Origin of the sequence: Janibacter cremeus (genome assembly GCF_029395675.1) — a bacterium.
GTDB lineage: Bacteria > Actinomycetota > Actinomycetes > Actinomycetales > Dermatophilaceae > Janibacter > Janibacter cremeus_A.
The window spans coordinates 893,001-919,790 of the sequence record NZ_CP115184.1; the positions used below are offsets into that span (position 1 = coordinate 893,001).

Below are 26,790 nucleotides of genomic sequence, written 5' to 3' on the forward strand. Positions count from 1 at the left end.
GCCTGCCACCGTAACTCATATATGAGTTCACACGCAGGTCTGCGGGCCGCAGCGTGTCACCGGGAGGACCTCGGCCCGGGGTTCCACCACGTCCACTCGGGCAGGGGCTCCCCGTGACGGCGGTAGAGATCCCGGTCCATCGGGTCCTCCCACGTCAGCCGGGCGAAGGGAGGGAACCGGCGCCCCCTCCGGTCACGGGCGATGAGGTCGGCCGCACCCCAGACCTCGTCGGGAACCTCATCGACATCGGCATCGGTGACAGGGGCGGTGGGGTCGGTAGCAGCGGCGGCGGGAGGACGGTCGGCGACCTCGACGATGGCCAAGCGGTGACCCACCCGGCGAAGGAGCCCGTCCACCCTGCCCAGGGACATGGGCGAGGCGTCCTGCTCGGCCCGGTTCAGCGACGAGGGCGTCCACCCCACGTGAGCTGCCAGGGCGCTCTGACTGAGCCTCTCCCGACGACGCACGCGTCTGAGCACGAGACCGATCCGCCGGCCCACGTCGAGGCCTCTGCGAGCCTCCTCCAGCTCCCGTGCCCGCACCGGTGAGGACCTGGCCCTCGGAGTCCAGGGCGGCATCGGGTACACGGGAACCGTCTCGGGCCACACCAGGCAGTCGAGGCAGTCCTCGCAGTCACCCGGGGATGGACACAGGTTGCACGGGAACGGGCACTCGTCAGGGAGTTCGTCCTCACGTGGAAGGTCTGCGGTCATGGCCCCATCGTCGACCGACCCTCGGGAGTGAACGGGACGCATCACGGGGCCTGTGGACGCCGGGCGAGTGCGTCAGCTGTCTGTGCACGGTCGGCTGGGGACGCGGGCCGATGAGCTGTGTTGCTGGCTTGTGCCCTACCTCATCCCGTGGGACGTCCCACGGGATGAGGTAGGGCACAAGCGTCGGGAAGGACTGTCTTTCCGCCCGATGGGCGGGGGGTGCTATCTGCCCGCCAATGCGTCGGGCGGCGACCCGCCTGCCTACGCGTCCGGGTGTGCCTCGAAGGCCGCGACGAGCAGCGGCGCGACGATCTCCTGCTGCCACGGGCGCACGCCGTGCTCGGCGAGGGCCGCGGCGAAGCCCTCGGTGCCCCGCTCGCTCGGCGGGCTCCACACTACGCGCCGCAGCGGGTCGGGGGAGCAGACGTTCTCGATCGGGATCGTGTGCTCCTCGGCGAAGGCCGTGAGCGCGGCACGGGTCGCCGTCAGCCGCTCCGCGGCGAGCGGGTCGCGGTTGGCCCACGAGCGCTGCGGCGGGGGGCCGTCCGACTTCAGCGTCGGTGGCGGCAGCTCATCGTCCCCCAGCTCACGGGCGCGCTCGACGGCGGCGAGCCAGGCACGCTGGCTGCGCTGGATGGCGCGGTGACCGCGGGGCAGGTCGCCCGGGCCCGCCGGCGCGGCCTGCGCGATCTCGACCAGGGCCGCGTCGGGGATCACGCGCCCGGGGGAGGTGTCGCGCTCACGGGCGATCCGGTCGCGCTCCCACCACAGCTCGCGCACGGTGGCCAGGATGCGGGGCTGGCGGATCTTGTGCAGGCCGGAGGTCCGTCGCCACGGGTCCTGGCGCTGGGTGGGCCGCCAGTCCAGGAGCGCGGTGAACTCCTGACGCGCCCACTCCGACTTGCCCTGTGCCGCGAGATCGGCTCCCATGAGGTTGCGCACCTCGGTGAGCACCTCGACGTCGAGGGCCGCATAACGCAACCATGGCTCCGGCAGGGGGCGGGTGGACCAGTCGACGGCCGAGTGCTCCTTGGCCAACGAGATCCCGAGATAGTGCTCGATCACGGCGGCCAGCCCCACCCGGGGCAGCCCGAGCAGGCGGGCGCCGAGCTCGGTGTCGAAGATCTGTCGTGGCACCAGTCCGACGTCGCGCAGGCAGGCGAGGTCCTGGGTGGCTGCGTGCAGGATCCACTCACCGGTCCCGATCGCCTCGTCGACGGGCTGGAGGTCGGGAAGGAAGACCGGGTCGATCAGCCAGGTCCCCGAGCCCTCACGTCGCAGCTGCACCAGGTAGGCGGCCTGCCCGTAGCGGTAGCCGGAGGCGCGCTCGGCATCCAGGGCGACAGGTCCGACGCCGGCCGAGATCGCGTCCGCGCACGCGATCAGCTCGGACTCGCGCGTGATGACGTCGGGGACACCCTCGGCGGGTTCGGCGAGCAGCGGGAGGGGTGCCTTCGTGGACTCCTCCTCCCTGCCCTTCGCCGGTCCCGAGCTCAACGGCGCCGCCCCGGAAGTGCGACGACTCCCTCCGGCAGCGGGGGCAGCCCGCCGACCGTCCCCAGCATGTCCACCCACGCGGACAGGTGAGCGCCGGCCTCCGCGTCGGCGGGGCTCCACGAGGCGCGGATCTCCATCTCGACGCTGGGCTCGCGGTCGTCGAGGTCCCCGAAGGACTCGGAGACCACGTGGGTGACGGTCCCCGCGAGGTTGTGCGCCTCGATGCCGTGGGACTGGAGTGCATCGGTGAGCCAGGACCAGCCGACCGCACCGAGCATCGGGTCACCCGCGACCTCGGCCTCGAGCTCGGCCCGGGCGAAGGTGACCACGCGCCACGCACCGCCCCACGGCTCGGGCTCCTGCGGGTCGTGCAGCAGCACGAAGCGTCCGGTGGCCACGTCCTCACCGTCCGACGCGTCGACGATGTCGGCGGTCATCGCCACGGCCTGGGGGGCGAGCCGGGTCGGCGCCGGGACCTCGGTCAGGCGCACCTCTGGACGCAGCCGTGCTTCGTGCACGCTGCGCAGGGCGTGATCGAAGTCGGGCGACTGCGCACCGGAGATCTGTCGGGATGCCACCCTGTGAGGGTAGGTCGCCGGAGGCGGTGCGGACGGGAGGCCACGCCGGGGGAGACGTACCGTTACCCGCGTGACGATCGTCCTCGCCCTCGCGGCCTCCGTGACGTGGGGTGCCTCGGACTTCATCGCGGGGCTCCTCTCCGGTCGGCTCCCGGCGCGAACCGTCGTCACCTGCTCCCAGGCCGTGGCCCTGGTCGCGATCTCCGTGGTCGTCCTCGCGGTCGGGCTGCCCCTGCCGCCGGGCCCGTGGTGGCTGTGGGGCGCGATCGGGGGAGTGGCCGAGGGCGCCGGCCTGCTCGCCCTCTACACCGGCCTGGCCCGCGGCCCCATGGGCATCGTCACGCCGATCGCCGGTCTCGGGGTCCTCGTCCCCGTGCTCGTCGGCCTCGTCCGTGGCGACCCCGTGACCGTCCTGCTCGGCGCCGGCATCCTGCTGGCGATCGCCGGCGGTGTCCTCGCCAGCGGCCCGGAGGTCGAGGGCGCCGGCGAAGGGGGTGACGCCACCTCGATCCTCTACGCCGTCCTCGCGGCGCTCGGGCTCGGGACGGCGATGGCCTGCGTCGACCTCGGCAGCCGGGTCTCGGGGCTGCACACCCTGTGGGCGATGCGGGTGGCCTCGGTGGGTGTCTTCCTGCTGCTCGCCGTGGTGCTGACGACCCGGTGGCGCATCCCCCGAGGTCTGGTCCCGGGGGTGGTCGTCGTGGGGGTCGCCGACCTCTCGGCGACCGCACTCTTCAGCATGGCGACGACCCGGGGGCACCTGAGCATCGCCGGGGTGCTCGCCTCGCTCTACCCCGTGACGACGATCCTGCTCGCGTGGCTGCTGCTGCGCGAGCGTCTGCGGCCCGTCCAGGTCGTCGGGGTGGCCGCCGCACTGGCGGGTATCGCCCTCATCGCGAGCTGACCCGCCCCCTTCGCCCGGGGCCGGGACGCGCCACCCTGCATGGGAGGATCGGGGGCGTGAACACCGCAGCCTCGCCCTCCGACAGCCCCTTGGTCCGCGCGGCCCGGGGCGAGTCCGTCCCGCACACCCCGGTGTGGTTCATGCGCCAGGCCGGCCGCTCCCTCCCGGAGTACCGCGAGCTGCGGGCCGGCACCACGATGATGGAGGCCTGCCGCACCCCCGACCTCGTCACCGAGATCACCCTGCAGCCGGTGCGCCGCCACCGCGTGGACGCCGCGATCTTCTTCTCCGACATCGTCGTCCCGCTCGAGGCCGTCGGCATCGACATCGACATCGAGCCGGGCATCGGTCCGGTGCTGGACGTGCCCTTCCGCTCCCGGGAGGACCTCGACCGCATCCCGGAGCTGACCCCCGACATGGTCGGCGACATCACCGAGTCCGTCCGGCGGATCGTGCTCGAGCTCGGGCCGACACCGCTCATCGGCTTCGCCGGTGCCCCCTTCACGCTGGCCTCGTACCTCATCGAGGGCGGGCCGAGCAAGAACCACGAGAACACCAAGGCGCTCATGCACGGCGACCCGCAGCTGTGGCACGACCTGTGCGCGCGCCTGTCGCAGATCGCCGCGACCTTCCTGCAGGTGCAGGTCGATGCCGGCGCGAGCGCCGTCCAGCTCTTCGACTCCTGGGCCGGGTTCCTCTCCAAGGCCGACTACCGACGCCACGTCCTGCCGCACAGCACGGCGACGCTGTCCGCGCTCGCGGACCGAGACGTCCCACGGATCCACTTCGGGGTGGGTACCGGGGAACTGCTCGTGGACATGGCGGGCGCGGGGACCGAGGTCATCGGCGTCGACTACCGCGTCTCCCTCGCCGAAGCCATCGAGCGCGTCGGCGGCGACCAGCCGGTCCAGGGCAACCTCGACCCGGCACTGCTCTTCGCCCCCTGGGAGGTCATCGAGGCCCAGGTGCGCCGGATCCTCGCGGAGGGGCGCGCGGCGCCCGGGCACATCTTCAACCTCGGCCACGGCGTCCTGCCCGACACCGACCCGGTCGTCCTCACCCGCGTCGTCGAGCTGGTCCACGAGGTCAGCGGGCGTTGATGCCTCCTCGCGTCATCGTCGTCGGTGGTGGCATCGCCGGTCTGGCCACGGCCCACCACCTGCTGGAGCAACGGCCCGATCTCGACGTCCTGATCATCGACGCGGGGGAGCGCCCGGGCGGCAAGATCCGTGGCGCGGAGGTCGGCGGGGTCACCGTCGACGTCGGTGCCGAGTCGGTCGTCGCGAGCAGCCGGGTGGCGCGCGAGCTGATCACCGACGTGGGACTGGCCGACCGCCTGGTCCACCCCGAGCCGGTCCCGGCCACCATCTGGTCGCGCGGTGCACGCCACCACGTCCCGGCGCGCAGCTACCTCGGCATCCCCTCCGGCGAGACCGACCTCGGTGGACTCCTGACCGACGGTGAGGTCGCCCGGGCGGCGGGACCGGCCCCCTTCGCCCTCGACGGGGACGTGTCGGTCGCCGACGCGGTCGCGAGCGTGTACGGCCGGGCGGTGGTCGACCGGGTCGTCGAGCCGCTGCTGGGTGGGGTCTACGCCGGCCGGGTCGATGCCTTGTCCCTGCGGGCGACCATGCCGGGGCTGTGGTCGGCGATGGACGAAGGGCGGTCCATGCCCGATGCGGTCGCGGCCCTCCTGCCGGAGCCGGTGACGCCTCCGAGGCCGCGGGTCATGGGACTCGCCGGTGGCCTCAGCACGCTCACGGACGCCCTCGCCGCTGCCATCACGGCTGCCGGCGGCATCATCCTGCCGCAGACCATCGCCCGCGGGCTGGACCGCACGTCCACGGGGTGGCGCGTGGTGACCGGGCCGACCATCGACCCGGTGACCCACGACGCGGACGCAGTCGTCCTCGCCACCCCGGCCGCACCGACGTCGCGGCTCCTCGCCGACCACGCCCCTGCCGCCTCCCGTGCGCTGGCCGGCATCGAGTACGCGTCGATGGCCGTCGTCACGCTCGCCCTGCCGAGCGCGCAGCTGCCGACGCTGCCCGGTAGCGGCTTCCTCGTCCCTGCCGTCGACGGGCACACGATCAAGGCCGCGACCTTCTCCGCCGCCAAGTGGGCCTGGGTGCGCGACGCGTCCTCCGAGGTGACCCTCCTGCGTGCGTCGATCGGCCGGGCCGGTGAGGTCGCGAGCCTGCAGCGCAGCGACGAGGAGCTGCGTGCCGTCGCGCTCGACGAGGTCGGGCAGGCGCTCGGGACACGGCTGCCGCAGCCGGTCGAGGCGCACGTGCAGCGCTGGGGCGGGGGACTGCCCCAGTACGACCTCGGGCACACTGGCAGGGTCGCCACGACACGCGCGGACGTCACCGGGCTGCCGGGGCTCGAGCTCGTCGGCGCCGCCTACGACGGGGTGGGCATCGCGGCCGTCCTGGACGGCGCGGCCCGGACCGCGAGCACGATCTCGTCCACGTTCCCCCCTTCGACCCCCACCCGACAGGAGCAGCGATGACCACTCGCCCCGCACCCGCCAAGCCCGACCGCGAGCAGCTGGAGGCGATCAACTCGTCCGTGCACTACGCGATGTTCTCCGTCTTCGCCCTGACGACACCGCTGGGCGATGCCGACCGGGCCGCGCTCGCGAGCGAGGTCGAGGAGCTGATCGCCGCGGTGACCGAGAGCGGCGTCACCGTCCGTGGGGTCTACGACGTCGCCGGCCTGCGTGCCGACGCCGACCTGCTGATCTGGTGGCACGCCGACGAGGTCGAGCTCCTCCAGGACGCGTACAAGCGTTTGCTGCGCACCGAGCTGGGGGCGCACCTCGAGCCGGTGTGGTCCAACGTCGCATGCCACCGCCAGGCCGAGTTCAACCGCAGCCACGTGCCCGCCTTCATGGCCGGCGAGCCGGTGCGTGACTACGTGTGCGTCTACCCCTTCGTGCGCTCCTACGACTGGTACGTCATCGACGAGAAGGAGCGGCGCGCCATGCTCGCCGAGCACGGCGCCATGGCCCGCGACTACCCCGACGTGCGCGCCAACACCGTCCCCGCCTTCGCCCTGGGCGACTACGAGTGGATCCTGGCCTTCGAGGCCGACGAGCTGCACCGCATCGTCGACCTCATGCGTGAGCTGCGCGCCTCCCGCGCCCGCCTGCACGTGCGCGAGGAGGTCCCCTTCTTCACCGGTCCCCGGGTGAGCGTCGACCGGCTCGTGGAGGGCCTGCGCTGACGCGCTGCTTTCCCACCCGCCCCTCGAATATCGGGTCACCCGATAAACCCCTGGTTCGCGCGAGTTTGTTACTCCTGCGGACCGGGGGTTTCTCATGCAGAGTTCCTGGAGGACTTTCGTCCTCCACATCCACGCCGACCCGTGCAGGAATCCACAGACCGCGGCGTGCTCACAGCAGACATGTCGGGTGCGGGCCACTGTGGCACCCATGATCGACGTGGTTCCCTCCCTCTTCAGCGAGCTCCTTGCCCTGCCCGACGCGATCTTTACCCGTCAGGACGCTCTGGGGGTGGGTCTGAGCGACGAGGTGCTCACGGCGGCCCTCCGGCGTGGGCTCATCATCCGCATCTGCCGCGGCGCCTACACCGCGCCCGGCACGTGGACGAGGGAAGAGCACCGTCAACTCCTCGCCCGGGCCGCACTACGCACCTACCCCGATGCGGTAATGATCGGCGCCACGGCTGTCGCCGCCCACGGGATCCCACTCTTCGAGGTGCCGGTCGTCCCCTCGGACATCGCGCGAGCCATCGTCCGCGAAGCACGGACGGAGCACCTGCGCATCCGCCCCCTTCGTCATGAGCCGATGGCGACACCGTGGGGACCTGCGACGGACCTGGCGACGGCGCTCGTCCAGATGACCATCGATCACGGCATCACTGCGGGCGTGGCATCGATCGACGCAGCCCTGCAGCGGCGGGCGGCGACCACGCACGCCCTCGACGCCGCCTACGAGCTCGTCCGGCGATGGCCGCTCTCGTCGCGCGTGAGATGCGCGCTGGAGTGGTCGGACGGTGATGCGGAGTCGCTCGGTGAGAGCGTCACCCGGGTCATCTTGCGTGCGGCCGGATGGCAGGTCGCCTCACAGGTCCCGATCGTCGACCGGCACGGTGAGATCATCGCCCGGGCCGATCTGGGCATCGAGGGGACAAGGGTGCTGATCGAGTTCGACGGCAAGGTGAAATACACGGACGGGGGAGTCGACGCGCTCTTCCGAGAGAAGAAGCGTGAGGACCGCCTTCGAGCCCTCGGTTACGTCCTGGTGCGGGTGACCTGGGCCGACCTGTTCCACTCAGAGCGCATCGTCGCCGCCGTGTCGGCGGCGCTCATGGCCGCGGCGTAGGAATTCGCTGGGCCGGATACGTGGTCCAGCGGTGGCCGGAGGTGCGACGAGCAGTGACGTGTGGACGGCCGAGCAGGCGCAGCACCACGACCACATCGATGCAAGGCCCGCCCCGGAGGTCGTCGGGCCGGCTGTCGAGGCGCTGACGGCGCTCGCGGGCGGTGGACGCGCACTGGCGTTCGCGATCGGCACCGGCCGGATCGCCGTCCCGCTCGTGGCGAAGGGGGTCCCGTTCGGCGGGATAGAGCTGTCGGCACCCATGATCGAGCAACTACGGACGAAGGTGACGTCTGACGAGCTGCCGGTGACCATCGGGGACATGGCCGGGGACATGGCAAGAGAAACCCCCGGTCAGCAGGAGTAAGGAACCCTTGCGGACCGGGGGTTTATCGGGTCACCCGATAATCGGGGGACAGCTGAGGCGACTCAGCCCTGCGCGGGGCGCAGCGTCATCGAGATCGAGTTGATGCAGTACCGCTGGTCGGTGGGGGTGTCGTACCCCTCGCCCTCGAAGACGTGGCCCATGTGGCTGCCGCAGTTGGCGCAGCGGACCTCCACGCGTGGGCGACCCGGCAGGGAGTCGTCCTCGATGTACTCGACGCGGTCCCCGGCGAGGGGGGAGTAGAAGGAGGGCCACCCGCAGTGGCTCGAGAACTTCGTGTCCGAGGTGAACAGCTCGGCGCCGCAGGCGCGGCAGGCGTAGACGCCCTCCGTCGTGGTCTCGTTGTACTCGCCGGTGAAGGGACGCTCCGTCCCGGCGGCGCGGAGCACGGAGTACTCCTCCGGGCCGAGCTCCTGGCGCCACTCCTCCTCGGTCTTGCTCACGGCGTAGTCGCGGCCGGTGGGCTCCATCATCGCAAACTCCTTGATCGTCGCTGTCTCCATCATGCAACGCCGCGGCCCCCGGAGATCATCCGGGGGCCGCGGCGCGCGGGTGGTCGCCCGGGGATCAGTCGATGTCCCGGTGCGCCAGGTACTCCGGTCGCGGGGCGGAGGCCGCGAAGGGCTCCTGCAGCCGGTTGGAGACGGCGTTGAACACGACGAAGAGGTTGCTGCGCGGGTCCGGCGAGATGTTGCCGGCCGAGGCGTGCATGCAGTTGGAGTCGAAGTACAGCGCCGATCCGGCGGGGCCGGTGATCATGTCGATCCCGTGCTCCTGTGCCAGCCGCGTGACGTCCTCCTCGTCGGGGGTGCCGAAGGGCGGGCGGTAGGAGCTCAGCGACTCGCGGTGGTAGCCGTCGGGCGTCTCCCCGACACAGCTGACGAACTGCTTGTGCGACCCGGGGATGATCATCAACGCGCCGTTGGTCTCGTAGTTCGGTGTCAGCGCGAGCGAGACGCTCAGGGCGCGCGGGGTGGGCATGCCGTCCTCCGCGTGCCAGGTCTCGAAGTCGCTGTGCCAGTAGAACGGCCCGCCGGCGAAGCCCGGCTTGAGGTTCATCCGGCTCTGGTGGACGTAGACGTCGTCGCCGAGGATCTGACGGGCCACCCCGACGATCTCCTCGCGGCCCACGATCTCGGCGATCGCGTCGCTGAGCCGGTGGACGGCGAAGATCGAGCGCACGTCACCGTTGGAACGCTCGCGGATGATCCGCTCGTCCTCGCCGAGACGGTCGGTGATGGTCCCCACCTCGGACAGGCAGGTGGCGATGTCGTCCTCGGAGAGGATCGAGTCGGCCGTGTGGTATCCGCGCTGGTCGTAACCGCGCAGCTGGTCCCGCGACAGTGGGCCCGGGGCCTCCTGGTTCCACACCACGGAGTGGGAGCGCGGCTCGATCTGGCTGCGGTCGGCCAGACGGGTCCGATAGACGTCGATCGTTGTCGTGCTTGCGGTTTGAGTTCCCGTGATCACTTGCAGATCCCTTTCGCTCAATCCGGCCTTCGGTGGTGCCGGTCTTCGTGTTTTGTTGTCGACGAGGGGGACTTGCTCCCTGTCGGCAGATTGCCAATCTGCGCCCTGCGGCGCAACCACCTCCTACCCGGCGGACGAGAGGTCATGAGGGCCCGGGCCCGCTTCTTTCGTCCGCAGAGCCCATAGGCTGGCGGCATGGCCAGGACACCGGCGGCAGTCGTGACGGCAGGGGAGCGGGAGGTACGGGTCTCGAGCCCCGATCGGGTCGTGTACGAGGAGACCGCCCGCACCCCTGCGATCACCAAGCTCGAGGTCTGCGAGTACGTCGCCGCCGTCGGCGCGACGATGATGCGCACGATCGGTGAGCGTCCCACCGCCATGGAGCGCTGGCCGGACGGCTGGCGCGAGGGGATGCGCCTGGCGGTCGGGCCCAAGGACGGCGACGCCGACGGTTTCTACCAGAAGAGGCTTCCCCGGGGCGCGCCCGACTACGTCGAGACCGTCGACATCACCTTCCCGAGCGGACGCACGGCCGCCGAGCTGTGCCCGACGGAGCCGGCGGCGCTGGTCTGGGCGGCGCACATGGGCACCCTGACCTTCCATCCCTGGCCGGTGCGGCGGCCCGACGTCGACCACCCGGACGAGCTGCGGATCGACCTCGACCCGCAGGAGGGCACCGACTTCGCCGACGCGCAACGGGTCGCCGGGCTCGCCCGCGAGCTGCTGGAGGAGCTCGGTCTGCGGGGCTACCCCAAGACGAGCGGCAACCGCGGGATCCACATCTACGTGCGCATCGAGCCCCGGTGGTCCTTCGAGGAGGTGCGGCACGCGGCGATCGGGTTCGGCCGCGAGCTCGAGCGGCGTGACGAGGGGGTGACGACGGCCTGGTGGAAGGAGGAGCGCGGCGAGCGGATCTTCGTCGACTACAACCAGAACAACCGCGACCGCACGATCGCCGGGGCCTGGAGCCTGCGGGCGCGGCCCGGCGCACCCGTGAGCACGCCGATGACGTGGGAGCAGCTCGCGGCCGTCACCGACCCGCGCGAGTACAACCTGACCACGGTCCTCGACCACCTCGCCGACGGCGACCCGTGGATCGACATGGACGAGCGGGGCCACTCGCTGGATCCGCTGCTCGAGCTGTGGGAGACCCTGCCCGGTGGCGAGCTGAGCTTCCCGCCCGACTACCCCAAGATGCCCGGCGAGCCCCCACGGGTGCAGCCGAGCAAGAAGGTCGCCGAGCACTGGGACGAGGAGGGCAACCGGATCGAGGGCTGAGCCCCCGCGACCCCTCAGTCGGCGAGGACCTCGCCCAGGTCGTAGGCCGCGGCCCGGTCGATCTGGTCCAGCGTGCACGACTCCGGATCGCGGTCGGGCCGCCAGCGCAGGAACTGCACCGTGTGCCGGAAGCGGTGCCCCTCGAGCTGGTCGAAGGCGACCTCGACCACCCGCTCGGGGTGCAGCGGCACGAACGAGACGTCCTTGCCCGAGGAGAAGCGTGACCGGTCGGTCTCGGCGTGCTCGACCGAGCCGTCCGCGTCCCGTCGCACGAGCGGCTCGAGCTCGTCCACGAGCTCCAGACGCCGCTTCGCCGTGAAGGCCGCGATCCCACCGACGTTGAAGAGCTGGTCACCGTCGTAGAGGCCGAGCAGCAGCGAGCCGACGCCCTGCCCGGACTTGTGCACGCGGTAGCCGGTGACGACCGCCTCCGCGGTGCGCTTGTGCTTGATCTTGAGCATCGTGCGTCTGCCCGGCTGGTACGTCGAGGTGAGCGCCTTGGCCACGACCCCGTCCAGCCCGGCGCCCTCGAAACGCACGAACCAGTCGCGTGCCTCGTCCGCGTCCCGCGTCACCCTCGTCAGGTGCAGCGGCGCCCCCTTCGCCATCGCGGTGAAGACCGACTCGAGCTGCTCCCGACGGCGGGCGAAGGGGGACCCGGTCACGTCCTCGTCGCCGAGGGCCAGCAGGTCGAAGGCGATGAGCTCCGCCGGTGTCTGCGCGGACAGCGTGGTGATGCGCGACGCGGCTGGGTGGATCCGCTGGCCGAGTGCCTCCCAGTCCAGCCGCTGCGCCCCCGGCTCACCGCTGCGGACGACGATCTCGCCGTCGATCACGACCCGGTCGGGCAGGTGCTCGCGGCAGGCGTCGACGAGCTCGGGGAAGTACCGGGTGAGGGGCTTCTTGCCGCGGCTGGCCAGCTCGACGTCGTCGCCGTCCTTGACGACGAGACACCGGAACCCGTCCCACTTCGGCTCGTAGGAGTACCCCCCGTCGACGGCGTCGCTCGCCGGCACCTCCGTGACGGCCTTGGCGAGCATCGGGGACAGGTCGAGGTCGGGAAGGGGTGTCACTCGTCACATTCTGCCCCTTTCGTCCCGGATTTGAGACCATGGTCCCGTGACGACGACGAGGACCGTGGCCGAGCGCGCAGTGACCTACGGGTCCGTCGCCGCCGCGTCCGCGCTCGTGGGAGCCGGCTCCGTCTGGGTCGGGGGAGCGACCTACTTCGCCCGCCGCGTCCTCACCCCGGACCCGATCCGCCCCGACGACACCGTCGTCCACGTCGTGCACTCCGACAGCGTCACGCTCTCGGGCACCGATGACATCCTCGTCCCCGGCCGCTACGGGCTCTGGCTCGACGGCGGCAGGGGTCATGCCCGCGTGGGCGGCGTCCTCGAGGTCGACCACCGGCGCCAGCGGGTGCGCCGCGAGCTCCTCGGGGTGGACCGCGGGACGCTGCAGCCGGGTCCCGCTCGCTTCAACGGCTACTACTGGGGACGCGACCCGCAGACCGACCTCGGCCTGCCGACCGAGGACGTGGTCGTCCCCGCCGGGCTCGGGCCGATGCCCGCCTGGATCACGCCGGCCCCGCACGGCACCGGTGACCGCTGGGCGATCCTCGTCCACGGTCGCGGCGCCCAGCGCATCGAGGCGATCCGGGCCATCCCCGCGCTGCACGAGGCGGGCCTGACCTGCCTGGTGCCGAGCTACCGCAACGACGGCGAGGCGCCGGTGGGGCCCGACGGGCGCTACAACCTCGGCCTGTCGGAGTGGCGCGACATCGAGGACGCCGTCTCGCTGGCCGTGGCCCGTGGTGCCCAGGAGATCGTCCTCGTCGGGTGGTCCATGGGCGGCGCGATCGTGCTGCAGTTCCTCGACCGCTCGCCCCTCTCCAGCGTCGTCTCGCGGGCCGTGCTCGACGGCCCCGTCGTCGACTGGGGTGACGTGCTCAAGCACCACGCGGACCTGCACCGCGTCCCCGCACCCGTCTCCCACCTGGGCAGTGCCCTGATGGGGCAGCACTGGGCCAAGCGCCTCGTCGGGGTCTCGGAGAGCGTCGACGTCGCCAGGACGGACTGGGTCGCCCGGGCCGAGGAGCTGCACCATCCGATGCTCCTCATCCACTCGCGCGACGACGAGTTCGTGCCCGTGGGGCCGAGCGAGTCGCTCGCGCAGGTGCGGCCCGACCTGATCACCTTCGAGCCCTGGTCGCTCGCGCGGCACTGCAAGGAGTGGAATGTCGATCCGCGGCGCTGGAACGCCGTGGTCGCCGACTTCGTCCGCTGACCTCCCGCACGTCGAGCGGGGGTCAGCGCACCGGGCACCAGAGGCCGAGCAGGGTCCCGTCCTCCTCGAGCAGGTGGCGGCAGGTGAGGTCGACGTCGACATCGGCGCCGTCGAGCAGACGCGGGTGGTCCCCTCGGGCACCGCCGACGAGATTCGGCGTCCAGGACAGGGCGAGCTCGTCGACGAGGCCGAGGGCGACCAGCTCGGCGGCGAGCGTGGGACCCCCTTCGCTGAGCACGTGGGGACCGATCTCCCGACGCACGCGCCCGAGCAGCCGGGGCAGGTCGACGCCGTCCTGCCCGCAGATCCAGACCGACTCGCTCGCGGTGGCACCCGAGGCCGCGGTCGTCGCGAGGACCACGCCCTCCTGCCCCCGCACGGAGTCCGGCAGCTCGGGATGGCCCGAGACGACGACGACGGGGAGACGGGCCGGGCCGTACTCCTCGGCCCGCACCGTCCCTGCCCCGACGAGGAGGACATCGGCCGCCCGGCGCATCGCCGTGAAGCCACGGTGGTCGGCCGCGGAGTTGATCGTCCCCGAGCGGCCGTCGGGACCGGTTGCCGCCCCGTCGAGCGTGGTGACGAAGTTCAGCCGCAGGAGCGGCCCCGCTGCGGCGTAGAGGGCATCGAGGTCGTCGCTGGTGAGCTCGTCACCGGGGGAGACGCGGGCGGCGGCGTGGTCACAGGTCAGGACGCGCATGCCGCGAGTCTGCCCCACGAGGGCCGTGGCTGACATGATCGACGGATGGGCAAGGACACGAAGTCGGGCACGAAGAAGACCTCCTCGAGCACGCCGTACCGGGATGCCCTGCGCGTGGAGCCGGGCTCCGACCCGGCCGCCATCGACACCCGCGCCACCCCGATCTTCGACGGCGGCAAGACGAAGGGCAAGGAGGCGCTGGCTGATCTGGCCAAGCCCGTCTCGGACCTGCAGGAGCGGCTCTTCGCCGAGGCGACCACCGGGGGTCGACGCAGCATCCTGCTGGTCATCCAGGGCATGGACACCGCCGGCAAGGGCGGCGTGATGCGTCACGTCGTCGGCAACGTCGACCCCCAGGGCGTGGCGATCACCGCGTTCAAGGCGCCGACGGACGAGGAGCTGGAGCACTCCTTCCTCTGGCGCATCCGCAAGGCCCTCCCGCAGCCCGGGCAGATCGGTGTCTTCGACCGTAGCCACTACGAGGACGTCCTCGTCGCGCGCGTCCACGACCTCGTGCCCAGGACGCAGCTGTCACGTCGCTACACGCAGATCAACACCTTCGAGGAGGACGTGGCCGGCTCGGGCGCGACGATCATCAAGGTGATGCTGCACATCAGCAAGGACGAGCAGAAGGAGCGCCTGGCCGAGCGGCTCGAGCGGCCGGACAAGTACTGGAAGTTCAGCCCCGGCGACATCGACGAGCGCGCCCACTGGGACGAGTACCAGGAGGCCTATCGCATCGCGATCGACCGGTGCTCCACCGGCATCGCCCCGTGGTACGTCGTGCCGGCGGACCGCAAGTGGTACGCCCGGCTGGCCGTGATGAACCTGCTCAAGGAGCACCTCGAGGCACTGGACCTGCAGTGGCCGGCGGCGCACTTCGACGTCGAGGAGCAGCAGAAGCGGCTCAGGAGGTCCTGACCGCTCCGACGGCTACACGGATGCCGAGGCCCGGTGGATGGCGGTGGCCCCGGCCAGGGTGACGAGGTCGGGATCCAGGGTGCCGAAGTTGATCGTCTTGGCCCCGCCCAGGCGCGAGGCCACGAAGGCCTCGGCCATGTCGCCGGGGGAGTGGGCGACCATGAGGCTCGCCTGCAGGGCCAGCGCGAGGCGCTCGACGAGCTGCCGCGAGCCCATCGCCACCCGCTCGGCGTCCTGCCCCCCGAGCTCGCTGCAGTCGCGCTCGAGGTCGTCCAGTGCGGCGTCGAGGACGGGAAGCTGTCCGCGGGCGACGGAGGCCTCCTTGAGCAGCGCCATGAGCGAGGCCGGTTCCTTGGCGATTGCCCGGAGCACGTCCAGCGCGTTGACATTGCCCGAGCCCTCCCAGATCGAGTTCAGGGGAGCCTGCCGGTAGAGCCGGGCCATGCCGTGCTCCTCGACGTAGCCGTTGCCGCCGAGGCACTCCATGGCCTCCGCGGTGAAGGTCGAGGCGCGCTTGCAGACCCAGTACTTGCCGACCGCGACCCCGAGCCGGGTCAGCTCGGTGTCACCCTCGTCGAGCGCGTGGGCCAGACGCAGCCCGAGCAGGGTGGCGGCCTCGGACTCGAGGGCGAGGTCGGTGAGGACGTTGCGCATGAGCGGCTGGTCGACGAGGGCGCGCCCGAAGGCGACGCGGTGCTGCGTGTGGTGGACCGCCCGCGTCAGGGACGCGCGCATCGTCGCGGCCGAGCCGAGGATGCAGTCCAGCCGGGTCGTGGCGACCATGTCGATGATCGCGCGGACCCCGCGACCCTCCTCGCCGACGAGCGCGCCCCAGGTGCCGTCGAGCTCGACCTCGGAGGAGGCGTTGGAGCGGTCGCCGAGCTTGTCCTTCAACCGCTGTAGGGCGAAGGGGTTGCGTGTCCCGTCCTCGAGGACTCGGGGTACGAGGAAGCAGCTCGGGGCGGCGTCGGGAGTGGTCTTGGCCAGCACGAGGAAGACATCGCTCATGGGCGCCGAGCAGAACCACTTGTGCCCGCTCAGTCGGTAGGTCTGCCCGGTCATCGGCCCGCCGGGCGCAGCGACCGCGTGGGTGGTGTTCGCCCGCACGTCCGAGCCGCCCTGCTTCTCGGTCATCCCCATGCCGGCGATGACACCGGACTTCGTCCCCGCCTCGCGCAGTCCGAAGTGGTAGTCCCGGGAGGCCAGCTTCTCCTCCCACCGTGCCGCGAGCTCGGGTGAGTGGCGAAGGGCGGGGACGGCGGCGTTGGTCATCGTGATCGGGCAGATGTGGCCCGGCTCGACCTGGCTCCAGGTGATCAGGCCGGCCGCCCGGCGCACGTGTGCACCGCTCCCTTCACGCTGTGTCCATGCCTCGCCGGTGAGACCGGCGCCGGCGGCGGTACGCATCAGCTCGTGCCAGCCGGGGTCGAACTCGACCTCGTCGACGCGGTGGCCGAAGCGGTCGTGGGTGACCAGCCGCGGGGTGTTGCGGTGGGCGCGGTCGGCCCAGCCAGCGGCCTCCTCGGAGCCTGCGAGGAGGCCGAGTGCGGTCAGCTCGTCCACCGACGTCTCGTGCTGCGCGGCGGGGACCCAGCGGGCCACCCCCTCCACGAGCGCCGGGTCCGTGGAGAAGACGTCCTGGCCGCCCAGGGGTGGGGGCTGGTTGGTCACCTCGTGCGTGGGCATGGGTGCAGCCTACGAGTGGGGTCCGCGGGGTGGGAACGGGCCTCCTCGGGGGTCGCGTCCCCCGGCATTCCGGGCGAGTCGGCCGGTGCCCACGCCCAGTTTGGAATTGGCGGAAGCTATGGGCTAATCTTCCACAGCACGCCGACGCAGAGAAGCGGCAAGCGTGAGTGCGGATGTAGCTCAGTTGGTAGAGCGCAACCTTGCCAAGGTTGAGGTCGCCGGTTCGAGGCCGGTCATCCGCTCGGAAGGTTCACCGCCTTCATTGGTGGAGTGGCCGAGAGGCGAGGCAACGGCCTGCAAAGCCGTCTACACGGGTTCAAATCCCGTCTCCACCTCGACCATGCAGAGCCTGCATGGAGCTGTGAGTGCACAGTCTCGGGCGATTGGCGCAGCGGTAGCGCGCTTCCTTGACACGGAAGAGGTCACTGGTTCAAACCCAGTATCGCCCACCAGCACGGGAGGCCCCCGACCAGCGGCGACGCCGGTCGGGGGCCTTCGTCGTGCCCGGGGGGTGCCGTGGCTCGCGGTGGGTCGCCGCACCCGGACGTGTCATGTCGCGGCGAGCGGGTAGGACAGCGGCGACCGTCGAGCGCCATGCCGGGACGGGAACCGCCGGCTCCCGCGGGACCTGGTCTGACGAGAGGAACCCACGATGACTTCTTTGTGGCTGCAGGACCGAGAGTCCTTCCCTTCGGACTCGCTCGACGGGGGCAGGGTCCAGGACGTGGTCGTGGGCGCGGGGATCACCGGCCTGGTGACCGCACTGCTCCTCGCCCGTGCCGGCCGGCAGGTGGTCGTCCTCGAGGCCCGCACGCCGGGCGCCGTCACCACCGGCAACTCCACCGCCAAGGTGTCGCTCCTCCAGGCGACGCGCTACTCGCAGCTGCTGGGCAGGCACTCCGAGGACGTCGTGCGCGCGTACGTCGAGGGCAACCGGGAGGGTCTGGAATGGTTGCTGCGCTATTGCGCCGAGCACGACGTGGGCGTGCTCCGGCGCCCGGCCGTGACCTATGCGTCCGACGGCGGCGAGGGTCTGCGGCGTGCCAAGGAGGAGCACGAGGCGGCGCGGTACCTCGACTTGGGGGTGCGGTGGGAGCACGACCTTCCGGTCCCCTTTCCCACGTCCGGGGGCACGGTCCTCGACGAGCAGGCCGAGGTCGACCCGATGGCAGTCGTGGATGCGCTCGTGAAGGACCTGCGCGCCCACGGTGGCCGGATCGTCACCGGGAGCCGCGTGCGCGGGGTCACCGGCACCGGGCAGCTGACCGTCGAGTGCCGGGGCGGGCCGTCCGTGGTGTGTGACCAGCTCGTCCTCGCCACCGGGACACCGGTCCTCGACCGGGGTCTGCACTTCGCCCGGCTCAGCCCGGAGCGTTCCTACGCGCTCGCCCTGGAGCACCCGGCCCCGCCGGAGATGATGCTCATCTCGTCCCACGGGCCCAGCAGGTCCCTCCGTGATGCCCGGGCCGGCGACGCGCGGCTGCTGCTCGTCGGCGGGGAGGGCCACACCGTCGGGCGCACCGACTCCGAGCGCCTGCACGTGGACCGACTGCGACGATGGACCCGGGAGCACTTCCCCGAGGCGACGGAGGTCGCGCACTGGTCGGCACAGGACTACGGCTCGCACGACCTGCTCCCCGTCATCGACACGATGCCCGGCAGCTCGGAGCGCATCCACGTGGCCACCGGGTACGGGAAGTGGGGCATGACCAACGGCGTCGCGGCGGCACTCGCGACGGCCGCGCGCATCCTCGACGGCCACGTGCCGTGGGCGCGGAGGCTGCAGGACCGACCGGTACGGGCGGGTGCCGTGCGTGGGTTCGCCGCCATCAATGCCGGTGTCGTCGCCTCGGGGGCCAGGCACGTCGCCGGCGCCGCCCTGCGACCGCTCGACGACACGACGCCGGCCGAGGGGGAGGGTGTCGTCGGTCGGCGCGGGCCGGTGCCCACGGCGGTCTCCACCGTCGATGGGCGCACCTGTGCCCTCTCGGCCGTGTGCACCCACCTCGGTGGCGTCGTGGAGTGGAACGATGCCGAGCAGTCCTGGGACTGCTCGCTGCACGGCTCCCGATTCAGCCCCTCCGGGGAGGTGCTGGAAGGACCGGCGACCCGCCCCCTTCGCCCTGCCCGCGGGAGCGACTGACCGCCGACGACGCAGTCGGCTCACCGCTGAGGTCGGGGAGCGCTCAGTGCCCGGTCCAGAAGGCGTGGAGGTCCAGCTCCTGCCGGGCGGTCATGGCGCTTCCCAACCTGATCTGGGGCGAGTTTCGCAGAGTCGTCCGCGACACCGGCACGACCAGACCCCGAGCCGTCTGGAGCAGGAGTGCGAACGGGAGCGCCCGGTGTCTCGGCAGGAGACCGGGCAGGCCGACCACCACCCACTGGGGGACGGCCGACTCGGCGTCCGCCAGGATGTCGACGATGTGGCCGAGGAGCTGTCCGGTGGTGCTGCGGACCTCGTGCCCGAGGTAGGAGCGGATCGCCAAGTCCGGAATGTGCACGGCCACGTCCCCTCCTCGGTCGTGTGCTGGGGCTCGGTCGATGCCGGAGCCGCTCGTCGGTCACTCCGGGCCCTACCCGCCGCACGTGCCCCCATGCGTTCGTTGCGCGATCAACGTCCCCGGATCTGTTGCGTGCCGCCAACCACTGTGGTTGTCTGAAGTCAGTTGTCGGCTCGAGACCGTGGCTGGCGTGGTTCCTTGTACGAAAGAGGCCGCACCGTGTCCGTTACATCGCAGCAGAGCACAACCGAGAGTCGGGACCGAGAGTCCGCCGAGCTCCTGGCGCAGGCGTGCGCCGAGCCGGATCCAGCACAGGCCAGTCGATTGCGTGAGCGCGTCGTCCTGGCGAACCGGGGCCTGGCGGACACGCTGGCGCGACGCTTCGAGGGGCGCGGCATCGAGGTCGACGACCTGCACCAGGTCGCGATGCTGGGCCTCGTCCAGGCGGCACGGCGCTACCGCCCCGAGAAGGGCCACGGGTTCACGGCCTTCGCCGCGCCCACCATCACGGGAGAGCTCAAGCGCTACTTCCGCGACCACGGGTGGGCGGTGCGTCCGCCGCGGGCCCTGCAGGAGATGCACCAGCAGGTCCGGGACACCTCGACCGCCCTGAGCCAGGAGCTCCAGCGCGATGTCACCGATGCCGAGGTCGCCGAAGAGCTCGGCATCGACGTCGACGAGGTGCGCGCCGCCAGGGCGGCCGGGGACCGGTACCGCTCGACCTCCCTGGACGCCCCGATCCGGGCCTCCGGCCCGGTGCTCTCCGAGACGCTGGCCGCGGACGACGGCGAGGAGTCCTACGACAAGGTTGTCACGCTGATCTCGTTGCGTGCGGCGATGGAGGACCTCGACGGGCGCGAGCGACAGATCCTGAGGTTGCGCTTCTCCGCCGACCTCACCCAGCAGGAGATCGGGGAGCGGATCGGTGTCAGCCAGATGCAGGTATCGCGCATCCTCAGCTCTGTCTGCCGACGGCTGCGCACGCGCATCGACGGACGCGAGCCGGTCTCGTCGAGCTGAGGTCCCCCAGCGCATGGACGCCGGCCCCCCGGGTAGCCGGGGGGCATGACACCTGAGGTCTCCCTGTCCCTGCTGCGTCACGGCTACCGGTTCCAGCCCCGGATGGCCGAGATGTCCGGTCCTCGCCCCACCCTGCCCGTCCGGGTCCTGGGCCGTCCGGCGCTCCTCGTGGCCGGGGAGGAGGCGGTGCGTCTCTTCTACGACCGGGACACGATGGCCCGGGCAGGGGCCGTTCCCGCGCCGCTGTCGGAGGAGCTCTTCGGCGCCGGTGCCGTCCACGGCACGGACGGCGCGAGACACGCCCATCGCAAGGAGCTGCACCTGTCGGCGCTGGGGCCCGATCGGGTCGAGGAGCTGATGGGCGTGCTCGAGCGTTCCTGGGTCGCCGTGACCAGCGGGGTCGCGGCACCCCGTCCCGGCCGGGAGCTCTTCGACACGCTGACGGAGGTTCTCGGTGGAGCGGCGCTGGAGTGGGTCGGCGTCGGCACCCGGGACGTGCGCCGCCGCTCCCGCGACCTGATGCGCATCGTCGACGGGTTCGGCAGCGTCGGGCCGCGGCACCTGCGCGGCCGAATGGCTCGTCGACGGTGCCAGGCGTGGGCCCGCGAGGCGGTGCGCCGGGCTCGTACGGATCCGGGACGGACCCCGGTGCACGAGGTCGCCCGGGCCACGGACGAAGGGGGCGACCTGCTGCCCGTGGACGTGGCGGCCGTCGAGCTGCTCAACCTCGTGCGGCCCCTCGTCGCGGTGGCCTGGTTCGCCGCGCTCGTCCCGATGGCACTGCAGGAGCGGCCCGACTGGCGCGAGCGGGTGGGGGAGTGCGGTGACGACGAGTCCCGACGGGCCTTCGTCCACGAGCTGCGGCGGCACTACCCCTTCGTGCCGGTGCTCGCGGCCCGCGCCACCCGGGACATCGAGTGGGGCGGCCACCACCTGGCCCGCGGTGGCCGCGTGCTGCTCCACGTGGTCGCCACCAACCATGACCCGCGGACCTGGGAGGAGCCGTGGGCGTTCCGGCCCGAGCGGTTCGAGGGGGTCGAGCCGGGTCCGTACGAGTATGTCCCCCAGGGCGGCGGTGACGTCCAGCGGGGCCACCGGTGCCCGGGGGAGCCCGCGACCGTCGAGGTGCTGCGGTTCCTCGTCGAGCGGGTCGCCGAGCTCTCGGATGGGCAGGACGACCTCGTGCTGGACACCACGCGCATGCCCACCGCGCCGACGCCACGCCCACCGCGGGCGGGGCCCGACGCGGGTGCCGGGGTCCGGCACCGCCGGGGCGGGTGGCTCACCAGGTCCAGGTGAATCCGTAGGCGCCGGGGTCGGCGTCCTCGAGGACGAGTGCCGCCTGCAGGGTGTCGTCGAGCGGCACCTCGTCGAGGAACTCGAAGTCCTTCCCCGGTGCCTTCTGCACGCGGCGCAGCGTCGTCGGAGCGACGGCGAACTCGACCGAGACGACGATGCTCCTCGTCGTGTGCGGCGCGCCCCAGATGAACCCGTCCGAGTAGCCGAGGGTGCCGTCCTCGTCGGGGTGGGAGAGGACCTCGTACTCGTAGGCGTGGAACTGGCCCTTGGCGAGGCGGCGCGGCAGGTCCACCCCGAAGACGGTGACGTTGCTGTCCTCGAAGTCCCACCGTCGGGAGAGCCGACAGCCCCGCAGCGGCACGAACTCCAGACGGGCAGCCGTGGTGTGCTCATCGCCGTTCTGGACGTTGAAGACCCGCTCCAGCCCGTCCTCGACCGCCTCCAGCGCGATCTGGCAGCGGGTCGTGGACATCCGGCGGTCGGCGCCGATGGTGGTGTGCCAGTTCTGGTTGATCACCCGGTAGGCCCCCAGGCCCGAGCGGGTCATCGCGTCGATCTGCTCCATCTCCGACAGGGTCGGGTCGACGAGGAGGCCGTCGTACCCGGGGTGTGGCGGTGTGGCCCACGCGTGCATGAACTCCGCCTGCTCCTGCGGGGCGAGCTCCATCGCCAGGGCCAGCTGCTGCAGGGTGGCCAGCTGGGGGCGCTGGATCTCCCCGCGCTCCAGACCACGGATCGTGCGCACGCTCACCCCGGAGCTGCGACCGAGGTCGCTCTGCGTGGAGCCGTGCGACTGCCGCAGACTCTTCAGAAGCGCGCCGGCGCGGGCGGGATGACTCATGGCTCCACCCTGCCGGAAACGGTCGGATCCGTCGCCCCGGCGACCCGTCGGGCCGCCCCTACCCCCTGGAGGAGCGGCCCGCGGTCCTCCCCCCGGAGCCAACCGTTATCGACGCTAGAGGGTCCACCCAGCCGATGACCAGACTTCATGAGCAAATTGCCGCTGGGTTGCCGCTCCCGGCGCGGCTCCTCCCCGGAGGGCCTCTATCCTTCCGGCGTGGAGTTCGCGCGATTCGGGTCGACGACGTGGTCCGACCCGGTGGAGGTCAGCCACGACGCGGCCGACCTCGAGCGCGGCTCGTGGGTCGTCGTGGTCACCTTCGAGGGGGAGCTGACCGCCGTCCGCTTCGCCCACCGCGACGAAGGGGGCGAGGCGCCCGGCCGTGCCGCTCGGTGGCCGGGCGTGGCCGGTTGGCGGGCGAGTCTGGACCGGGCCGGGTACGTCGCCGGCGTCGAGGAGGTCCGTCGGCGGATCGCCGCAGGGGCCGTCTACCAGGCGAACCTCACGACGATGCTCGAGACGCCGCTGCCGGCGGAGGCGCACCTGCCCGACCTCGCCGCGCGGCTCGCGGGAGGCAACCCCGCCCCCTTCGCCGGGACCGTCCACGTGCCCTCGGCGGGGCTGGACCTCGTCACCGCCTCCCCGGAGCGCTATGTGGCCCGCAGCGGCGACAGGCTGCTGTCCAGCCCGATCAAGGGCACCGCCCCGACGCCGGAGCAGATGCTGACCAAGGACGTCGCGGAGAACGTGATGATCGTCGACCTCGTGCGGCACGACCTGCAGCGGGTCTGCGCAGCGGGCAGCGTGGTCGTCGAGCGGCTGTGCGCACCGGAGGCGCACCCGGGGCTGGTCCATCTGGTGAGCGACGTCGCCGGACGTCTGCGCCCGGGCGTCACGTGGGCGGACGTCCTCGCGGCGACCTTCCCGCCCGGGTCGGTCAGCGGCGCGCCGAAGTCGAGCGCCCTGCAGGCGATCGCCGACCTCGAGACGGTCCCGCGGGGTCCGTACTGCGGCGCCATCGGGTGGATCGACCGGGACGACGACGGATGCGCGACCGGGGAACTCGCTGTGGGGATCCGGACGTTCTTCGCGACGACGGCCCCGGACGGGGGACGACTGCTGCGCTTCGGGACCGGAGCGGGCATCACGTGGTCCTCGGACCCGGAAGGGGAGTGGGCCGAGTGCGAGCTCAAGACCCGGGTCCTGATGGATCTGGCATCTGGAAGAGTAGAGCCATGAGCGACGTACGCGTGTGGGTCAACGGATCGATCGTGGGGCCGGACGAGCCGTCCCTGGCTGCGCTCGACCACGGCGTGACCGTGGGTGACGGGGCCTTCGAGACGTGCAAGATCGTCGACGGCGAGGTCTTCGCCGCCGATCGTCACCTCGCGCGCATGGATCGCACGCTCGCCGGCTTGGGCCTGCCCGCCGCCGACCGGGGTCTTGTCCAGCAGGGCATCGATGCCGTGCTGGGGGCGGGGGAGCGGATCGGCTTCGGCCGTCTGCGCTACACGATCACGGCCGGGCCGGGCCCGCTCGGCTCGGACCGGGGGGACCAGGGGATGAGCTACATCGTCACGGCCGCGGAGGTCGGCCCCCTCGCGCCGACGACAGCGGTCGCGACGGTGCCGTGGACCCGCAACGAGCGTGCCCCCACCGCGGCTCTGAAGACGACGTCATACGCGGACAACGTCATCGCCCTCGCGCATGCCAAGGACCGGGGCGGGACGGAGGCGATCTTCGCCAACACGCGTGGGGAACTGTGCGAGGGCACCGGCAGCAACATCTTCGTCGTCGTCGACGGGGTGCTGCGCACCCCGCCGCTGGACAGCGGGTGCCTCGCCGGCATCACCCGCGAGTTGACCATCGAGTGGGCTCGGGAGATCGGCGTCGAGGTGCGTGAGGAGGCCCTGCCCCTGATGGTGCTGGAGACCGCCGAGGAGGTCTTTCTGACCAGCAGCACGCGGGACGTCCAGCCCGTCCACGCCGTCGACGGGCGCGAGCTGCCCGCTCCCGGACCCGTGACCGAGCGCGTGCGGGAGGCCTTCGCCAAGGCCTCCCGTGCATCGATCAACCCGTGAGCCCGACGGAGGGCACCATGACCACCGAGTCGTCGACACCCGAGAAGGAGTCCCCGGGGCGCACGGCCGACGGCCGGCGCAAGACCTACCGGGTCGTGCGCGACGAGCAGCACGCCATCGTGCGTCAGGAGCTGCTGGACCGCTTCGGCACGGACGGGCGGATCGACGCGCACGAGGACCCGGTCCGGTGGCGGCGCGCCATCCGCACCAACCCGATGACCGGGACGATCTACCGCGTCGTCGTCGCCGTGGTCGGTCTGGCGCTGGTCGTCGCGGGGCTGCCCCTGGTGCCCCTCGTCGGCCCGGGCTGGGCGATCATCTTCATCGGCCTGTTCCTGTGGAGCACCGAGTTCATGTGGGCCCGCCGCGTCACGCAGTACGTCAAGGCGGAGGTCAAGGCCTTCGAGCAGTACACGCGGGCCCTGCCCTGGCGGGCGAAGATCCCGCTGCTGATCGCCTCCGCCGTCTTCGGATGGCTGTGCTTCTGGCTGGCCCTGACCATCACGGGCATCCCGGGGTGGCTGCCGGACCACCTCGAGGACCTGCTCCTCCAGGTCCCCGGCATCGAGCTGATCCCGCCGCGGTGAGACACGAACGGGGCCGATTGGCACGTTCGTGAGTCCGCCGGGTACTCTGCTCGGGTTGCCCGGCCGGGACGCTGGTCCGGGACACACCACGGACGTATAGCTCAGTTGGTTAGAGCGTTCGCTTCACACGCGAAAGGTCAGGGGTTCGAGTCCCTTTACGTCCACCACCAGACCGGCCCCGCACATCCGTGCGGGGCCGGTCTCGTTTGGGGCGGGCTCACTTCGCGGCGACCCGTACCAGCTTCCGGTTGACGAACTCGTGCATCCCGTCGCGGGCCAGCTCGCGGCCGTAGCCGGAGCGCTTGACGCCGCCGAAGGGCAGTCCCGGCAGCGTCGTCCCGTGCTCGTTGACGTAGGCCATGCCGACGTCGAGCCGTGTGGCGACCTCCGCGGCCTTCTCCGGGTCGTCGCTCCACACCGAGCCGGACAGGCCGAAGGTGGATGCGTTGGCCTGCTCCACCGCGGCGTCGACGTCGGTCATCCGGTAGACCATCGCCACCGGGCCGAAGAGCTCCTCGTCCCAAGCCCGCATGTCGGGCGTGATGCCGGTGAGCACGGTCGGCGCGTAGAACGCGCCGGGACCGTCCTGGGGCCGGCCGCCGGTGTGGACCGTCGCCCCCTTCGACACCGCGTCCTGCACCTGCTCGTGGAGGTCGTCGCGGGCCTGCATCGAGGACATCGGCCCCATCTGCGTCGCCTCGTCCAGAGGGTCGCCGACGACCGTCTTCTCGACGTTGCGCGTCAGCGCGGCGAGGAAGTCGTCGTGGATCTCGTCGGCGACGAAGATGCGCTTGGGCGAGTTGCACGCCTGACCGGCGTTGGACAGCCGCGCCTTCGCCGCGGTCCGGGCCATCGCCTCGACGTCGGCCGCATCGAGCACGATCATCGCGTCCGACCCGCCGAGCTCGAGCACCGACTTGGTCAGGTTCTTGCCCGCGGCCTCGGCCACCGAGGCGCCGGCGGCCTCGCTGCCGGTGAGCGAGACGCCCTGCACCCGGGGGTCGGCGATGACATCGGGGATGATGCTGCTGGGGGCGAGGAGGTTGACGAAGCCGCCGTCGGGGAGCCCCGCCTGCAGCAGGATCTCCTCCATGAGCGCGTTAGAGGCGGCACAGATCCCCGCGTGCTTGAGCAGGATCGTGTTGCCGATCATGAGATTCGGCGCGACGAAGCGTGCGACCTGGTAGTAGGGGTAGTTCCACGGCATGACGCCGAGCAACGCACCGACCGGCTCCTTGCGGACCGCGCTGCTCATCGCTCCCTGCGGGTCGAGCTGCTCGTCCTCCAGCAGGGCCGGCCCGTGGTCGGCGTACCACCGGTAGATCGACCCGGCGAGCTTCACCTCGCCCTTCGCCTCCTTCAGTGGCTTGCCCATCTCGACGGCGATGGTGCGGGCCAGCTCGTCGGCCCGCTCCTCGTACAGGTCCGCCGTGCGGCGCAGCACCTCGGCCCGCTCCTGCGCCGGGACGGTGCCCCACTGCTCGTACGCCGCGTGGACACGGTCGACAGCGGCGATCGCGCCGTCACGGTCGAGGGCGTCGAAGGTGCGCTCCACCTCTCCGGTCGTCGGGTTCTCGGTGCGGTAGCTCGACATGTCGTCCTCTCGTCGTGTGTTGGGGCGTCCCATCGGGCCTACCCGACGAGCCCCATGACATGCACGGCACCTCCGGCTGCGGACGTCGTGCGCGAAGGACG

Annotated in this window: 26 protein-coding genes and 4 tRNA genes; 19 read left to right on the forward strand and 11 right to left on the reverse strand. The window is 71.7% G+C overall.

The features are described 5' to 3' along the window. Positions 1 to 56: 56 nt before the first annotated feature. From O9K63_RS04070 to O9K63_RS04080, 3 genes are all read right to left on the reverse strand, one after another. Positions 57 to 755, reverse strand: a complete 699-nt coding sequence (locus O9K63_RS04070) for a helix-turn-helix domain-containing protein (protein WP_346771044.1) — start codon at positions 753 to 755, stop codon at positions 57 to 59. Positions 756 to 974: 219 nt separating this feature from the next. Further along, positions 975 to 2,210 carry an HRDC domain-containing protein gene (locus tag O9K63_RS04075; RefSeq protein WP_277240795.1) on the reverse strand — a complete coding sequence of 412 codons (1,236 nt, stop codon included), beginning with the start codon at positions 2,208 to 2,210 and terminating at the stop codon, positions 975 to 977. After that, complete coding sequence (locus tag O9K63_RS04080) at positions 2,207 to 2,788, reverse strand: DUF3000 domain-containing protein (protein WP_277240797.1); 582 nt, start codon at positions 2,786 to 2,788, stop codon at positions 2,207 to 2,209. Before O9K63_RS04080 ends, O9K63_RS04075 begins: the two co-directional genes overlap by 4 nt. Positions 2,789 to 2,858: 70 nt before the next feature. On the opposite strand from O9K63_RS04080, the gene O9K63_RS04085 reads away from it, so the two are divergent. From O9K63_RS04085 to O9K63_RS04110, 6 genes are all read left to right on the forward strand, one after another. After that, complete coding sequence (locus tag O9K63_RS04085) at positions 2,859 to 3,692, forward strand: DMT family transporter (protein ID WP_277240799.1); 834 nt, start codon at positions 2,859 to 2,861, stop codon at positions 3,690 to 3,692. 56 nt (positions 3,693 to 3,748) lie between these two features. Then, on the forward strand, positions 3,749 to 4,792 hold the full coding sequence (hemE, locus tag O9K63_RS04090; RefSeq protein ID WP_277240801.1) for a uroporphyrinogen decarboxylase: 1,044 nt from the start codon (positions 3,749 to 3,751) through the stop codon (positions 4,790 to 4,792). After that, positions 4,792 to 6,204 carry a protoporphyrinogen oxidase gene (gene hemG, locus O9K63_RS04095; protein ID WP_277240803.1) on the forward strand — a complete coding sequence of 471 codons (1,413 nt, stop codon included), beginning with the start codon at positions 4,792 to 4,794 and terminating at the stop codon, positions 6,202 to 6,204. Before hemE ends, hemG begins: the two co-directional genes overlap by 1 nt. Continuing rightward, positions 6,201 to 6,920, forward strand: a complete 720-nt coding sequence (gene hemQ, locus O9K63_RS04100; protein WP_277240805.1) for a hydrogen peroxide-dependent heme synthase — start codon at positions 6,201 to 6,203, stop codon at positions 6,918 to 6,920. The genes hemG and hemQ overlap by 4 nt, the downstream gene beginning before the upstream one ends. 208 nt (positions 6,921 to 7,128) lie before the next feature. After that, a complete protein-coding gene (locus tag O9K63_RS04105) occupies positions 7,129 to 8,040 on the forward strand; it encodes a type IV toxin-antitoxin system AbiEi family antitoxin domain-containing protein (RefSeq protein ID WP_277240807.1) in 912 nt (303 codons plus the stop codon). 31 nt (positions 8,041 to 8,071) lie between these two features. Then, positions 8,072 to 8,404 (forward strand): class I SAM-dependent methyltransferase, encoded by a 333-nt coding sequence (locus O9K63_RS04110; RefSeq protein ID WP_277240809.1) that lies wholly within the window; start codon positions 8,072 to 8,074, stop codon positions 8,402 to 8,404. 62 nt (positions 8,405 to 8,466) lie between these two features. Here the strand turns inward: O9K63_RS04110 and msrB are convergent, their stop codons facing one another. Then, positions 8,467 to 8,892, reverse strand: coding sequence for a peptide-methionine (R)-S-oxide reductase MsrB (msrB, locus tag O9K63_RS04115; RefSeq protein ID WP_431190385.1), 426 nt, complete (start codon positions 8,890 to 8,892; stop codon positions 8,467 to 8,469). Positions 8,893 to 8,989: 97 nt separating this feature from the next. Further along, the gene (gene thpD, locus O9K63_RS04120; protein WP_277240813.1) at positions 8,990 to 9,892 is read right to left on the reverse strand and encodes an ectoine hydroxylase; all 903 of its coding nucleotides are present in this window, start codon (positions 9,890 to 9,892) and stop codon (positions 8,990 to 8,992) included. A gap of 195 nt (positions 9,893 to 10,087) precedes the next feature. Between thpD and O9K63_RS04125 the strand changes: the two genes are divergently transcribed. Continuing rightward, positions 10,088 to 11,170, forward strand: a complete 1,083-nt coding sequence (locus O9K63_RS04125) for a DNA polymerase domain-containing protein (protein ID WP_277240814.1) — start codon at positions 10,088 to 10,090, stop codon at positions 11,168 to 11,170. A 14-nt stretch (positions 11,171 to 11,184) separates the two neighbouring features. Here O9K63_RS04125 and O9K63_RS04130 read toward each other — a convergent pair whose 3' ends face one another. Next, positions 11,185 to 12,210, reverse strand: a complete 1,026-nt coding sequence (locus tag O9K63_RS04130; RefSeq protein WP_277242255.1) for an ATP-dependent DNA ligase — start codon at positions 12,208 to 12,210, stop codon at positions 11,185 to 11,187. Positions 12,211 to 12,289: 79 nt separating this feature from the next. Here O9K63_RS04130 and O9K63_RS04135 point away from each other — a divergent pair, with 79 nt between their 5' ends. Continuing rightward, positions 12,290 to 13,459 carry an alpha/beta hydrolase family protein gene (locus tag O9K63_RS04135; RefSeq protein WP_277240815.1) on the forward strand — a complete coding sequence of 390 codons (1,170 nt, stop codon included), beginning with the start codon at positions 12,290 to 12,292 and terminating at the stop codon, positions 13,457 to 13,459. Between the two features lie 22 nt (positions 13,460 to 13,481). Here the strand turns inward: O9K63_RS04135 and O9K63_RS04140 are convergent, their stop codons facing one another. Next, the gene (locus O9K63_RS04140; protein ID WP_277240816.1) at positions 13,482 to 14,159 is read right to left on the reverse strand and encodes a dihydrofolate reductase family protein; all 678 of its coding nucleotides are present in this window, start codon (positions 14,157 to 14,159) and stop codon (positions 13,482 to 13,484) included. Between the two features lie 45 nt (positions 14,160 to 14,204). On the opposite strand from O9K63_RS04140, the gene O9K63_RS04145 reads away from it, so the two are divergent. After that, on the forward strand, positions 14,205 to 15,080 hold the full coding sequence (locus O9K63_RS04145) for a PPK2 family polyphosphate kinase (protein ID WP_277240817.1): 876 nt from the start codon (positions 14,205 to 14,207) through the stop codon (positions 15,078 to 15,080). A 12-nt stretch (positions 15,081 to 15,092) separates the two neighbouring features. Here the strand turns inward: O9K63_RS04145 and O9K63_RS04150 are convergent, their stop codons facing one another. Continuing rightward, positions 15,093 to 16,766 (reverse strand): acyl-CoA dehydrogenase family protein, encoded by a 1,674-nt coding sequence (locus O9K63_RS04150; RefSeq protein ID WP_277240819.1) that lies wholly within the window; start codon positions 16,764 to 16,766, stop codon positions 15,093 to 15,095. Between the two features lie 169 nt (positions 16,767 to 16,935). Here O9K63_RS04150 and O9K63_RS04155 point away from each other — a divergent pair. The 4 genes from O9K63_RS04155 (at position 16,936) to O9K63_RS04170 (ending at position 18,909) form a co-directional block, all read left to right on the forward strand. Further along, a tRNA-Gly gene (locus O9K63_RS04155) sits at positions 16,936 to 17,008 on the forward strand. A gap of 22 nt (positions 17,009 to 17,030) precedes the next feature. Further along, a tRNA-Cys gene (locus tag O9K63_RS04160) sits at positions 17,031 to 17,101 on the forward strand. Positions 17,102 to 17,143: 42 nt separating this feature from the next. Continuing rightward, positions 17,144 to 17,218 (forward strand) — tRNA-Val (locus O9K63_RS04165). A 200-nt stretch (positions 17,219 to 17,418) separates the two neighbouring features. Next, on the forward strand, positions 17,419 to 18,909 hold the full coding sequence (locus O9K63_RS04170) for an FAD-dependent oxidoreductase (protein ID WP_277240821.1): 1,491 nt from the start codon (positions 17,419 to 17,421) through the stop codon (positions 18,907 to 18,909). A 43-nt stretch (positions 18,910 to 18,952) separates the two neighbouring features. Here O9K63_RS04170 and O9K63_RS04175 read toward each other — a convergent pair whose 3' ends face one another. Further along, on the reverse strand, positions 18,953 to 19,273 hold the full coding sequence (locus O9K63_RS04175) for a PRC-barrel domain-containing protein (protein WP_277240823.1): 321 nt from the start codon (positions 19,271 to 19,273) through the stop codon (positions 18,953 to 18,955). Between the two features lie 213 nt (positions 19,274 to 19,486). Between O9K63_RS04175 and O9K63_RS04180 the strand changes: the two genes are divergently transcribed. Further along, entirely contained in the window at positions 19,487 to 20,287 is an 801-nt protein-coding gene (locus O9K63_RS04180; RefSeq protein ID WP_277240825.1) for a sigma-70 family RNA polymerase sigma factor, read from the forward strand. A gap of 45 nt (positions 20,288 to 20,332) precedes the next feature. Next, positions 20,333 to 21,586 carry a cytochrome P450 gene (locus O9K63_RS04185; protein WP_277240827.1) on the forward strand — a complete coding sequence of 418 codons (1,254 nt, stop codon included), beginning with the start codon at positions 20,333 to 20,335 and terminating at the stop codon, positions 21,584 to 21,586. On the opposite strand, the gene O9K63_RS04190 is transcribed toward O9K63_RS04185, so the two are convergent. Beyond that, positions 21,570 to 22,427 (reverse strand): helix-turn-helix domain-containing protein, encoded by an 858-nt coding sequence (locus tag O9K63_RS04190; protein WP_277240829.1) that lies wholly within the window; start codon positions 22,425 to 22,427, stop codon positions 21,570 to 21,572. The genes O9K63_RS04185 and O9K63_RS04190 overlap by 17 nt on opposite strands. Before the next feature lie 216 nt (positions 22,428 to 22,643). Between O9K63_RS04190 and O9K63_RS04195 the strand changes: the two genes are divergently transcribed. The 4 genes from O9K63_RS04195 (at position 22,644) to O9K63_RS04210 (ending at position 25,262) form a co-directional block, all read left to right on the forward strand. Further along, a complete protein-coding gene (locus tag O9K63_RS04195) occupies positions 22,644 to 23,666 on the forward strand; it encodes a chorismate-binding protein (protein WP_277240831.1) in 1,023 nt (340 codons plus the stop codon). Then, positions 23,663 to 24,508 (forward strand): aminotransferase class IV, encoded by an 846-nt coding sequence (locus tag O9K63_RS04200; protein WP_277240833.1) that lies wholly within the window; start codon positions 23,663 to 23,665, stop codon positions 24,506 to 24,508. The genes O9K63_RS04195 and O9K63_RS04200 overlap by 4 nt, the downstream gene beginning before the upstream one ends. 17 nt (positions 24,509 to 24,525) lie before the next feature. Then, positions 24,526 to 25,095, forward strand: a complete 570-nt coding sequence (locus O9K63_RS04205) for a PGPGW domain-containing protein (RefSeq protein ID WP_277240835.1) — start codon at positions 24,526 to 24,528, stop codon at positions 25,093 to 25,095. 90 nt (positions 25,096 to 25,185) lie between these two features. Then, a tRNA-Val gene (locus O9K63_RS04210) sits at positions 25,186 to 25,262 on the forward strand. A 50-nt stretch (positions 25,263 to 25,312) separates the two neighbouring features. Here the strand turns inward: O9K63_RS04210 and O9K63_RS04215 are convergent. Next, the gene (locus tag O9K63_RS04215) at positions 25,313 to 26,689 is read right to left on the reverse strand and encodes an NAD-dependent succinate-semialdehyde dehydrogenase (protein ID WP_277240837.1); all 1,377 of its coding nucleotides are present in this window, start codon (positions 26,687 to 26,689) and stop codon (positions 25,313 to 25,315) included. Positions 26,690 to 26,790 lie beyond the last annotated feature (101 nt).